Source organism: Paraburkholderia sartisoli, assembly GCF_900107685.1.
GTDB lineage: Bacteria > Pseudomonadota > Gammaproteobacteria > Burkholderiales > Burkholderiaceae > Paraburkholderia > Paraburkholderia sartisoli.
In genome coordinates this window covers 306,369-318,273 of the sequence record NZ_FNRQ01000006.1, presented here as the reverse complement: position 1 = coordinate 318,273, position 11,905 = coordinate 306,369, and the positions used below count along the sequence as shown (strand labels likewise).

13 protein-coding genes are annotated in these 11,905 nt (G+C 57.5%); 8 read left to right on the top strand and 5 right to left on the bottom strand.

Features of this window, described 5'->3' with window-relative positions; translation table 11 throughout:
* Nucleotides 1-2: 2 nt before the first annotated feature.
* Genes BLV45_RS19330 through BLV45_RS19310 form a run of 5 tightly spaced genes read right to left on the bottom strand, consistent with a single transcriptional unit; the run spans nucleotide 3 to nucleotide 3,365 of the window.
* Complete coding sequence (locus BLV45_RS19330) at nucleotides 3-641, bottom strand: RraA family protein (RefSeq protein WP_090535573.1); 639 nt, start codon at nucleotides 639-641, stop codon at nucleotides 3-5.
* Entirely contained in the window at nucleotides 638-1,294 is a 657-nt protein-coding gene (locus tag BLV45_RS19325) for an RraA family protein (protein ID WP_090535572.1), read from the bottom strand. Before BLV45_RS19325 ends, BLV45_RS19330 begins: the two co-directional genes overlap by 4 nt.
* Nucleotides 1,291-2,019 (bottom strand): RraA family protein, encoded by a 729-nt coding sequence (locus tag BLV45_RS19320; RefSeq protein WP_090535571.1) that lies wholly within the window; start codon nucleotides 2,017-2,019, stop codon nucleotides 1,291-1,293. Before BLV45_RS19320 ends, BLV45_RS19325 begins: the two co-directional genes overlap by 4 nt.
* 10 nt (nucleotides 2,020-2,029) lie before the next feature.
* Nucleotides 2,030-3,025 carry an amidohydrolase family protein gene (locus BLV45_RS19315; protein WP_090535570.1) on the bottom strand — a complete coding sequence of 332 codons (996 nt, stop codon included), beginning with the start codon at nucleotides 3,023-3,025 and terminating at the stop codon, nucleotides 2,030-2,032.
* 13 nt (nucleotides 3,026-3,038) lie between these two features.
* Entirely contained in the window at nucleotides 3,039-3,365 is a 327-nt protein-coding gene (locus BLV45_RS19310; RefSeq protein WP_245753389.1) for a RidA family protein, read from the bottom strand.
* Between the two features lie 618 nt (nucleotides 3,366-3,983).
* Here BLV45_RS19310 and BLV45_RS19305 point away from each other — a divergent pair.
* From BLV45_RS19305 to BLV45_RS19270, 8 genes are all read left to right on the top strand, one after another.
* Complete coding sequence (locus BLV45_RS19305) at nucleotides 3,984-4,757, top strand: IclR family transcriptional regulator (RefSeq protein ID WP_090535568.1); 774 nt, start codon at nucleotides 3,984-3,986, stop codon at nucleotides 4,755-4,757.
* Nucleotides 4,758-4,802: 45 nt separating this feature from the next.
* The gene (locus BLV45_RS19300; RefSeq protein ID WP_176954211.1) at nucleotides 4,803-5,612 is read left to right on the top strand and encodes an NAD(P)-dependent oxidoreductase; all 810 of its coding nucleotides are present in this window, start codon (nucleotides 4,803-4,805) and stop codon (nucleotides 5,610-5,612) included.
* A gap of 428 nt (nucleotides 5,613-6,040) precedes the next feature.
* Nucleotides 6,041-7,252: a Rieske 2Fe-2S domain-containing protein gene (locus BLV45_RS19295; RefSeq protein WP_176954210.1), complete on the top strand. Its 1,212-nt coding sequence runs from the start codon at nucleotides 6,041-6,043 to the stop codon at nucleotides 7,250-7,252.
* 86 nt (nucleotides 7,253-7,338) lie between these two features.
* Nucleotides 7,339-8,532, top strand: coding sequence for an ABC transporter substrate-binding protein (locus BLV45_RS19290; protein WP_090535565.1), 1,194 nt, complete (start codon nucleotides 7,339-7,341; stop codon nucleotides 8,530-8,532).
* Between the two features lie 24 nt (nucleotides 8,533-8,556).
* Entirely contained in the window at nucleotides 8,557-9,426 is an 870-nt protein-coding gene (locus BLV45_RS19285; protein WP_090535564.1) for a branched-chain amino acid ABC transporter permease, read from the top strand.
* Nucleotides 9,423-10,394: a branched-chain amino acid ABC transporter permease gene (locus BLV45_RS19280; protein ID WP_176954209.1), complete on the top strand. Its 972-nt coding sequence runs from the start codon at nucleotides 9,423-9,425 to the stop codon at nucleotides 10,392-10,394. Before BLV45_RS19285 ends, BLV45_RS19280 begins: the two co-directional genes overlap by 4 nt.
* Complete coding sequence (locus tag BLV45_RS19275) at nucleotides 10,384-11,190, top strand: ABC transporter ATP-binding protein (protein ID WP_090535562.1); 807 nt, start codon at nucleotides 10,384-10,386, stop codon at nucleotides 11,188-11,190. The genes BLV45_RS19280 and BLV45_RS19275 overlap by 11 nt, the downstream gene beginning before the upstream one ends.
* Entirely contained in the window at nucleotides 11,159-11,896 is a 738-nt protein-coding gene (locus BLV45_RS19270) for an ABC transporter ATP-binding protein (protein WP_090535561.1), read from the top strand. Before BLV45_RS19275 ends, BLV45_RS19270 begins: the two co-directional genes overlap by 32 nt.
* The last annotated feature ends 9 nt before the right edge of the window (nucleotides 11,897-11,905 follow it).

Genomic DNA, 11,905 nt, shown 5'->3' with positions numbered 1-11,905 from the left:
TCCTATTGCGGATTTTCCGGCAGGCCGTAGATATCGAGCGAGCGTTCGCCACGCTTGATTCTTGCGATGATGTCCTTTTCCTTCGCTTCTCGCTCGATACCCTTCGCGACGATATGGGCCGCGTCGGCAACAGGCAGCACGACCACGCCGTCGGCATCGGCGACCACCAGATCGCCGGTGTACACGATTACCTCTCCGATTCGCACCGAGCGCCCTAACGTTCCCGCGCCATCACTGCGCTTGCCTGTGCCGCGGATGCAGATATTTGCCGAGCAAACCACAAAATCCAGTGTGCGCAACTCTTCGACGTCGCGTGCGCCGCCTTCGGTGACAAGCCCGGCAAGGCCGCGCGCGATCGCCGCGTTCGCCATCACACCGCCCCAGTAGCCGCTTTCCGCATAGCCGCCGCATTCGTGCACGAGTACCGCGCGTTCTGGTGCCGCATAGATGGCTCGATGTAACCACAGATTATCGAGCGCAGGGCCTGCGACAGTGAACGCCGGCGCAGCGATGCGCCAATGCGGATCAAGCGGTTTGATCGACGATGGCAAGGCGCCGACCTTCCCGCCCGCTTCGTGCAGCGTCGCTGAGCCGAGCCGGCGCGCTGCGTCGAGCAGCGCCACACTGAACGCTTCGTTCATGATGTCTCCCGCGTTTGCAGCGAGTGATAGCGCTGGCGCTTGCGCACTTCATCGAGCCGTTCGCCCCGCTCCACCGCATCGCGTATGTGGTTTTCCGCTTCGTCGATATATTGCGCGACTTCTGCGACCTGTTCGATACGCGCTTTCGGTATCGCCACCACACCATCCCGATCCCCGACCAGCAGGTCGCCTGGATCGATGCGCACACCACCGATCGACACGCTGCATTGCACGGCGTCTACCGCCACACGGTCCTTCCCCGTGCGCATGTAGCTGCCGCGTGAGAAGACCGGATACTTCACGTCGATCGCACGAGGTGCGTCGCGGCAAACACCGTCGATCACGGTGCCGCCAAGCCGCTTGCGGCTTGCGACGGTCGTCAGAATGTCGCCCCACACGGTAGCATCGAGCCGCTGCTGGTTGTCGAGCACGATTACGGTGCCTTCAGGCAGATCGTCGATGTAGTCGCCGACGGTGCCACCGTGCACGCCGCACGGCATATAACGCACGGTAAAAGCGGGACCGGCAAGACGGCATGCCGGATCAAGCGGCCCGATACCAAGGCATTGGCCTGCGATGCCCAGCTTGTCGAGTGCGTCGGAGATCGTTGTCGTATCCATGCAGCTCAACTGGGAAATGGCTGAATTGGTCATCCTTTGTTCCTCGATGCGTTGTCGCTCAACATGTTTTCATATTGCTGCCCCATCACCATGCTGACCGGTTCGCCGTTTTTCAGGCGTTCGATCATCTGACGCTCACGAGCCGCGAGCGATTCGGCCAGCTCGAGTATTTCCGCTGCGTGATCGGCCTTCAGAAACACCACCCCGCTTCGATCCGCGAGCACAAAATCACCGGGATACACGCGAATGCCGCGCACGACGATCGGGTCCTGACACGCGATCTCCATGACCCGCGCCCGTGCGGTGGCAGGCACCGCGCCCGTGCCGATCACCTGAAAATCGAGTTCGGCCGCTTCGTCGATATCGCGGCACATGCCATCGACGATCACGCCCTCGATGCCATTGCGATTCGCCGCGTAGGACAGAATCCCGCCCCAACCGGCGGCTTCCTGGTGCGCATGATGCTCGATTACGATCACATCGCCCACGCCGCCCATATCGACCGCGGCCGTACACAAATGACGGGGCGACGTGCTGCCTTCCGCAGGCCCGAGTGTCACGGTGATCGCGCGACCTGCGAAACGACGTGTGCCTGCGAGACGGCGCAAGCCGAATGCGACACCGCGCAGTCCAAGCCGGTCGAGCGCATCCGACACGACACAGGTGTCCAGCTTCGCAAGCCGTGCGACGAGCGCGGAGAGTGCAGTGTCGCTAGACGTGCGTACTCCGAGCGCTGGCGCTGACTGTTGGGCATTCATCGCAGCATCCTTACTTATAGTTCTTGAAGTGCGTATAGAGACGCGCGCAATTGCATTCGAACACGTTCTCGCGGTCTTGCTCGGTCAGGAACTCGATGCTCTCGATTACTGGCTTCAGGTCATCGAATGCACGGCCCGTTTTCGGATCGGGCGTGCTGCCGGTGCCGGGGTTTTCCGTCGCGAACAGCACGCGATCAGGGCCTATGTTCTTAAATAGTAGTTCGAGCGCATGCTTGTCATACGTGCAGGTATCAAACCACAGGCGCTTCAGGCGATCGTCGAAATACTCGCCGCCCTTGCGTACGGACCACGCGCGGAAACGTCCCATGTGATAGGGAATTGCACCACCGCCGTGCGGCACGATCAGCTTCAGGTTCGGGAAGCGTTCGAATACATCAGAATTGACAAGCGACACGATCGCGTTGCTTTCCTCGTTGATGAACTTCATCGTGTAGCTTTCTCGCGACTGGCAACTGCCGGCCGAATGTATGAGTGCTGGAATATCCAGTTCGCAGAGTTTGTCGTACAACGGATACCAGAAATCCTCTCCCAGCCCCGGCATCGATGGACCTTCGCCTTCGGTCGGATCCGGATTCAGCAGGCAACCAATGAAACCCTGCTCCTTCACACGGAATTCAAGTTCGTCGAGACAGTTCACCGGCGAGGTGTCGCGGAACTGCGGAAGGCCTGCGACCGCTCGAAAACGTTTCGGAAACATTTGCACAGTACGGAAAACCAGGTCGTTCATGTGTTGCGTCCACAGCGCGGTCACTTTGGAGGGTTTGACCGAATGCATCTGCATATAGGGACGCGGTGACAGGAACTGGATATCGGTGCCGACCTCATCCATGATGTCGATGATCGACTGGCCCGCGTCGCGCACGGCCTTGTCGGACAGATTGGGGGCGCTGCTCGGATTGCCGCGGTTGCCGACGAGCTCGGCCATGTAGCGATAGCTTTCCTGCGGTACAACGACATGTGCGTGCGAATCGATAATCTTTGGCATTGCGGGGTTCTCCTCACGGAATAATGGCGACCACTTCAAGCTGCACCAGCATGCCGCCGGGCAGGTCGTAGACGAGCGTGTGCCGCGCGGGGCGGTCGTGCGGGTCGGGGAAACAGCGCAGCCACACGTCGTTGACGGCAGCACGCACGCTGTTGTCCTTGATATAGACGGTCATGCGGACCAGGTGGTCGAGCGTCGAGCCGCCGGCTGTCAACAGTGCTTGCATGTTTTCGAATGCGAAACGGGCCTGCGAGGCGATATCGTCAGGCAGCGAATCGGTGGCGGGATCCTTGCCGGGAATACCCGATGAATACAGCACGTTGCCGACGCGCGCACCCATTGGGATCGGTGCGCCGCCGTGAGTAACGCCATGAATTTCCAACGACCGGGTACGGCGCATTGTCACAATTGTCTCCTTCCGAATTTATAAGTTTTCCCGTGCGTCTCGCGTCAGACATATCGGTAAACTAATTATTAGTTATACGAATTTAATACTTGGTACCAACTCCACGCCCGTGAGATCGGCCACAGTGGAAATGTTTTACGCGTCGGCAATCTATTGGCGACCAGCACTGTCGTCGAGTTCGATTCGGCCGGCGCGGTCCATGTATCGACCATGGAGGAATGCTACAATGGCAAATGACATTCGTCAATGAGCAAATTCGCACCGGCGGTAGGTCTCGCTTGGCGGTTCGGGCGGGTGCGAAGTGAAGCACTCGCAGTGGAAGGATGCCGCCTGCAGGCAGGTGGTTTGCGGCTCGCCACCGGTCATACAACTAGGAGCAAACTTCCTGCGTTCATATCGCGCTACACTGGCGACCCGGCTGCATGTCAGCATTGAGCCGGTTCATTTAACGTTAACAACGGCGAGTTGGTCTACGTCTGCCTATCGAAAACCCGGCAAATGGGACTGCGGGGGCAGGCGAGTTGCAACCGTCATGGAGCAAAGAGGTGATTAATGGTTGAAGGGCGTAGGGAACGTCGAATTCAATCGATCGAAGTCGGATTTCTTCTGATCAAGGTGCTCGAAGCGGCCGATGGTCCACTTCAACTGAGCACGCTCGCCGCCAGAGCGGGTATGCCGGCCAGCAAGGCTTATACGTATCTCGTCAGTTTTGCGCGCGAAGGCCTGGTTGCTCAGGATCCCGCGACCGGTTTGTACGGCCTTGGCACGTTCGCATTTCAGTTGGGGCTGTCGGCTATCCGTCAAGTGGACGTCGTCGCCGTAGCGCCCCCCGAAGTTGCGGCGCTTAGCTCCGCGACAGATTTCGCTTGCTTTGTCTGCGTCTGGGGAAATCGGGGGCCTGTCATTGCCGTGAAGGCGGACGGTACGTATCAAGGCGCGCTCGCTGTTCGCATCGGTTACGTATTCCCGTTACGTACCGCGGTTGGCTATGCGTTTCTTACATGGCGCGACGAGCCGGACATGGCCGGGCTTATCGCGGAGCAGAAGCTCCATGACGATGCTCAATTCGACGCTGATATCAAAAAGATACGGAAAAATGGCTACTCGACCACGCCGTTGTCATCGCCCGTCATGCTTGAGGGGTTTGTCAGCGTGGCGGCGCCGGTGTTCGATTACAGTGGACAAATCGCTGCAACTATTTCGATACTCGGACCTTCGCGCATGTTCAAGTCACGCCTTCATTTGCAAGCGCTCAAGGATTCGGCCTCCCGTCTTTCCGCGAAAATTGGCGGAGCTCATGCGGCGCCAGAGGTATCATCTCGCTGAAATTCCTGGATGCGATGTGCAACGGCTGCGTTAGAGGAGAAGGACATGAGTCGACTGGCATGGATCGGCTTTGGCCGCATCGGCAAGCCGATGGCACTTCGGTTGATCAAGGCGGGGCATGAGGTTTCCCTATGGGACATTGATCCTGCCCAGATACAGTCGGTTACCGACCAGCGCGCTTGTGCCACTCCCGCTGCCGCGGTGCGTGACGTGGAAGCCGTGTTTCTCTGCGTACCCGATGCTCACGCCGTGGATCACGTACTCTTCGGCGACGACGGGGTCGCAACGTCTGCCCGTCCCGGTACCTTCATCGTCGATCACTCGACCCTTCATCCTGACCTTGCTCGCGAGTTCGAGACAAGAGCCGGCGCGCTTGGTCTCCGATATCTCGACGCACCGGTCTCTGGAGGGGCTCAGGTTGCGGAAGACGGGCGCCTGTCAGTCTGGATCGGTGGTGACGCAGCCAATGTGGAACAGGTTTCCGTATGGATCAGGTCTTTTGCAAACCGAATCGAGCACATGGGTTCGTGCGGACTCGGCCAATTAGCCAAATCCTGCAACCAGGCGATTGTCTGCTCGACTGTAGCCGCATGGGCTGAAACATTGCGATACGCAAAAAAGTCAGGGCTCGATCCGCTTCGTGTCGTTGAATCTCTATCGGGAAGCGGCGCCGATTCGTCGATTCGTCGTAATTTTGCGGCCGATATCGCTAACGGTCTGTTCCCTGCGCTTTCCGCGCGGAACATGATAAAAGATTTGCGCGCACTGCTCGACCTGGCTGAACAGGCTGGATGCGAAATGCCAATGGCGCAGGAAGCACTTGCCGCGTTCAAAGATGGCTTTCGTATCGCTTGAGAGCGGCCACTCCGCCAAATTGATTCGTTTTGCTTCTTTCTTTTAGATCAACGTATCTCGCTGTTCTGCTTTTCCTCCGTCCTTTCATTAGAGGTCGGGCGCCCGAGGGGCGTCCGGCTTTTGCGCTGATACGTCTCCATTTTTCTAAACTGCGCAACCCCGCTGGGTGACGCTCGCCCGCGCATTTCCCATCGTCGATTTCCCGCTTTGACACCGCGCGTTCGTATAGCACGGAGCTCCTCATCGCTCGCAGTGGACGGGTTGTCCCTGGCCCCGGATGGGAGATTTGCTATTGACAAACACGGTTCGTCATTACAACATTGGCGCAAATGCTGGCCAACAGGACTACTGCAAGTACTCACTTTCCTGCGGCCATTTCCACACCTCGCGCCTACCTCAGGCAGACGCCCTTACTTCGGAGAATTGAAATGTCACTTACACGCGAGCAAAACGAATTGCTTTGCCGGATCGAGAACGGCGCACCAATGGGCCAGATGCTTCGTAACAACTTCTGGTTTCCCGTTGCGCTTTCACAGAAACTCGTGGCTGATGGCGCGCCACTCAAGGTACGGCTGCTGGGCGAGGATTTCGTAGCGTTTCGTTCGACGGACGGTCGCTTGGGATTTTTCGACGAGAAATGTCCGCATCGCGGCGCGTCCTTGCTGCTCGCGCGTAATGAGGACAACGCATTGCGTTGCATTTATCACGGATGGAAGTACAGCGTGACGGGCGAGGTGGTCGAGGTGCCGACCGAACCGGTAAACGCCGCGGCCTTCTGCAAGAAAGTCCCGCTTAATCACTATTCGGTACGAGAAGCGGCGGGCGTGGTGTGGGTATGGATCGGCAAAGGTCAGCCCAAACCGTTTCCGGAGTTCGAATTCAACAGCTTACCGGACGATCAGGTTTATGTATCGAAGCAACTCGTCAACTGCAACTGGGTTCAGGATGTGGAGGGTGGAATGGATTCAGCCCACGTCGGGATTCTCCATCAGGCCTGGATCCAGCAGGCGCGTCTCGGCGCGACGACCGACGACATGGCGCCTGTCTACGATTTCGACGAAACGGCGGGTGGCTACCGCTATGCGGCAATTCGCAACGCGGCTGGCGGAAAGAAGCATCTGAGAATCAATGAATACGTGCTGCCGTGGTACAGCTTCATTTGCCCTGATGAGAATAATGAAGGAGATCGGCTAACAATTATGTCTACGCCGATCGACGACGAAAATACGTTCCATTGGTTGGTGCGTTATAACCCGCACAGGCCATTGTCCCCGTCGCTGCAAAACCCGGCTGAAAATCCGGACGATTTTCCGCCAGGGACGGGCGGGGCGGCAAACCGCTGGGGCCAGGATCGCGGAATGATGATGCGCGGGCATTTTTCCGGGTTTGGCCATCTGAATACGGAAGATTTTGCTGCCTGCGAGAGTCAGGGCGCCATTGCCGACCGTAGCAAGGAGTTTCTCAATTCGGGCGATCTTGCTGTCGTGAGACTACGCCGGCTACTGCTCGACCTTGTGCGCGAACATCAGGCAACCGAAGGCAATTCATCGGGTTTCCCACACGATTCAATGGACTATCACCGCGTGCGAGCCCACGTAGATACGGTCAAGGATGAGTCCGTCTGGAAGAGTATTCGATGACTTAGCGGAAAGCGGCCCCTACCCCACAAGGCCCAACTATAGGGCCTGCAGCGAATGCAGGCCGCACAAAAATATTGGAGACAACCATGATAAAACCCCGCATGCTGATTGTGGCAATTGGCGTGTGCATCGGTGCATTCTGTCTTGCTGTCCGTGCCGAGACCACCGACGTCATCCGCATCGGTGTGATTGGACCCTTCTCCGGTCCCTATGCGGCGTCCGGCAAGCAATATCGGCAAGGCATCGAAATGTACGTGCAGGAGCATGGCAGCAAAGTCAACGGTCGCGACGTGCAAATCATTTATCGCGACGTTGGCGGTACGTCCCCTGCGGCGGCACGCGAGATCGCCCAGGAACTGATCCTGAAAGACAAGGTATCGATGCTCGGCGGTTTCTACCTGTCTCCCGAGGCATCGGCGGTTTCGTCTGTCATTACCGAAACCCGAACGCCGACCGTTCTATTCGGCGCGTCGTCTCCGCAGGTGATCCGCCAATCACCCTATTTCGTCCGGGTGGCGGCCACCATGTGGACTTCGGGCGTAATTGCCGCCGAATACGGTCATAAACGCAGTGCCAAGACTGCCTACACTATCGTGTCCGACTACAGTGCCGGACGCGATATCGAAGACGCATTCAAACAGAAGTTCACGGCGCTCGGTGGCCGGGTTATCCGCTCTGACCGCGTCCCGCTGAACACCGTCGACTACGCCGCTTTTGCGCAGCGTATTGCCGACATGAAGCCGGACATGGTCGAAATGTTTCTGCCAGCGGGCACGCCTGCCATCAGTTTTCTCAAGGCAATGGGTGATCGTGGCTTGCTTGGTGGCAAGCTCATTGTGATAGGGAACAACGAAACTGACGACCCGGATCTTCATCTCTTTCCAGACTCGGTCATCGGGACTTATACCGCGAGCAACTATGCGACGGGCGTCGGGAATAACGTCAATGAAAAGCTGAAAAGCGACCTGATCGCCAAATATGGCCCCGAGGCCGTACCGAACTTCTCGATGGTGGGTGCTTATAACGGCATGGAATTGTTTTACCGAATGATCGCCGCCCAGAAAGGGACAATGTGGAATCCGGACGCAGCCATGTCCGCCGTCATCAGTTACACATGGGTTAGTCCGTCAGGCCCGGTCAAAATCGGCACCGACCGGAACATGACCCAAAACATGTTCGTGCGGCAGGTCACAAAGGAGAACGGCAAACTCGTCAATTCCGTCGTCAGCGAGAGCGAAGGCGTGCCCGATCCATGGGCAGTCGCCAATCCGGTCCACTAAGTCAAATTTCAACGGGAAATCCACATGTCGGCAGTCGTGTTTATTGCACTATATGGCGTGTCGTACGGGATGCTTTTGTTCATGATGTCGGTCGGCCTCGTCATCACGATGGGACTGATGCGGGTCATCAACGTGGCGCACGGTGCGTTCGCGGCAGCTGGAGGCTATGCGACCTATTTCCTCATGACGCACTATGCCGTGCCGTTCGTTCTGGCGACATTGCTTTCGATGGTCGGGATAGCGATCGTGGGGGCCGTCATCGAACGCACACTGCTGGCGTCGCTTTATGGCGCGAGCGAACTGGATCAGGTACTGCTCACCACCGGACTGATGTTTGTCAGCATGGCCACTCTGAACTTCATTTTCGGCCCGGATCCTATTCCTTTTCAGACCCCGGATTTTATGACCGGTAGCGTGCATCTTCCCGGCAACGACTTCCCGGTGTATCGGCTTTTCATTGTCGCGGTCGGCCTGCTGATCATGCTGTTGCTTTATTTGTTGCTTGAACGCACTAACCTGGGCTCCCAGCTCAAGGCCGCAGTTGGAAATCGGTCAATGACCCAGGCAATGGGCATCGACGTCCGCAGGCTTTTCACCTCGACGTTCATGCTCGGGGCGGCGCTGGCGGCGTTGGCAGGGAGCATCGGTTTTGCCATCCTTCCACTTGAACCTACCTACCCATTCAAGTATTTGATAATCGTGCTGGTTATCGTTGCGTTGACGGGCTTCGGTAACACCAAAGGCGCTGCGCGATGGTCGCTTCTCGTAGGGATCGTTGACACCGCATGTCGATATCTCGCCCCTTCAGCGGGCTCCTACGTCGTGTATCTCATCCTGGTCGTGATTCTGGTTTCGCGCGATATGGGACTGTTCAAAGAATGGAGTGCGTCATGATCGCTGTTTCGCATGCGCAGGCACGTAGGCAGACGGTCCGTAACCCGGCGCCGCTTCTGTTCTGGATTCTCGCAGTGCTTGCATTTTTCCTGTTCCCGGATCAACGCGGGTTTGCGACGACCATACTGACTTCAACGCTTTTCGCGTTGGCGCTGGATGTGGTTCTGGGCTACGCCGGCATTATCACGCTCGGGCATGCAGTTTATTTCGGCGTTGGTGCATACAGCGCAGCTCTGCTTGCCCAGGCAGGTTACCATGAACCGATCACGGGCGTGCTGATTAGCGGCGCGATTTCGGCAGCGGTCGCACTGGCGTGCGCGCCGTTCATCACGCGATTCACGGGTCTTCCGCTCGTGATGATGACGATCGCAGTCAACGCCATTGTGTACGAAGCAGCAAATCAGGCCACTTCCATTACAGGTGGCGACGACGGTCTCACTTCCTTTAGTTTTGATCCGGTATTCGGTTTGTTCAAATGGGATCTGTCGGGCCAGACGCAGTATATGTATGCCTCGGCGTGGCTGCTACTCTGTTTCATTCTTGTCAGCTGTATTGTCAGATCGCCATTCGGTCTCTCTCTCAAAGGCATACGCGAGAATCGTCAGAGAATGAAGCTGGTCGGCGCCCCCGTGCTGCGTCAGCTGACACTGGCATATACGATCAGCGGTCTCATTGCTGGTATTGCTGGCGCGGTCTCATGTCAGACCACCGGCTTTGCGAGTCTTGGCGGGTTGAGCCCTGAGGCATCCATTAGCATTCTCGTCATGCTCGCTATAGGCGGCATCGGCAACCTGTATGGCGCTTTCATCGGCGTACCGTTGTTCCTGATTGTCAGGCATACGGCTTCCACATGGAATCCGTATCACTGGCTTTTCGTGATGGGAGTACTCCTGATCGTGGTCCGGTTCTCGAACGGCGGTCTGCTGGGACTACTCAGGTTTCGCTCAGGAGACAGATATGGCGATTGATCACGTGCTAACCGACGGTCGGGGACCTCTGCTGCAGACACACGATCTGACTAAGGCATACGGCGGCCTGCTGGTAACGGATCATGTATCACTGACACTGGAAGCCGGCGCGCGCCACGCGGTACTGGGACCTAACGGCGCGGGTAAAAGTACCCTGGTCGGCTTGCTGTCCGGCGTGGTCGAATCCGATTCCGGAAAGATCATGCTAATGGGTCGCGATATCACGCGGACCGCATCGGCGGCCAGGGTGCGCCACGGGCTGGTGCGAACGTTCCAGATAAGCAACCTGTTTCCACGCCTCACCGTTCTCGATAACGTGCTAGTTGCTGTCTGTCAGCGCAAGGGTGGGAGCTATCGACTGCTGCGGTCGGTGTCGGGACACCGCGACTATCTTGATTCCGCAGAAGGGGTGCTCGAGCAACTGGGGTTGATAGACGACCGGTGGAAACTTGCCGAGGAACTCGCATACGGGCGTCAACGGCTCCTCGAAATGGCGATCGCGTTGAGTTTGCATCCCAAGGTTCTTCTGCTCGACGAGCCCGCTGCGGGTGTTCCTGGAAGCGAAACTGGCGTCATCATCGATGCGATGGAGAAGCTGCCGAGGGACATCGCGATTTTAACCATCGAACACGATATGAATGTCGTCCGCCGTTTCGCCACGAGCGTAACGATTCTGGCAGCAGGAAGAATCATGGTGTCCGGTGCCGTTCACGACATCATGGCCTCGGAAGATGTTCGAGCTCTCTATTTAGGCAGGTCAGGACATGCACGATTCGCCAAATCTTCAAGTACTTGAGTTGCGTAATCTATGCGGCGGTTGGGGGCCTACCATAGTGGTTGAAGGGGTGTCGCTCTCACTGAGGGCTGGTGAAACCATCGCCATTCTCGGGCGCAACAGCGTGGGAAAAAGCACGCTGATGGAGCTGCTCATGGGGCGAGCCCAACTCCGGTCAGGAGAAGTCATGGCGGGAAGCGTTCCATTGCATGGCGTACCTTCGCATCATCGAGTACACAACGGGATTGCGTACGTGCCCCAGGCTAGAGAGGTATTCCGTGATCTGACCGTATCCGAGCATTTCGATATCGCGTCCCGTCCTGGCGAATGGACACGAGAACGGGTATTCGACCTTTTTCCTTCGCTGAAAAAACGGATAAAAACGCTGGCGGGGCAGTTGTCAGGTGGGGAGCAACAAATGCTTTCAATTGGCCGCGCGCTCGTCTGCAACCCACGGATACTTCTGATGGACGAACCTTCCGAAGGCCTTGCGCCGGTAGTCGTCGATCAACTGGTCGATGCGATGCGCGCGGTAATCGAAGATCAGCATCTGGCTATTTTGCTCATTGAGCAACGCGTCGATATCGCTCTGGAGTTCGCGGACCGGTGCCTGGTGATGGATCGTGGACGTATCGTCTTCGAAGGGGATGGTGAGAATCTCCGCGAGAACGCCGGTCAACTGGAGCGTGCAATAGGCCTCGACTACATCGAAGTACCACTGATCTAAAGGATTCCG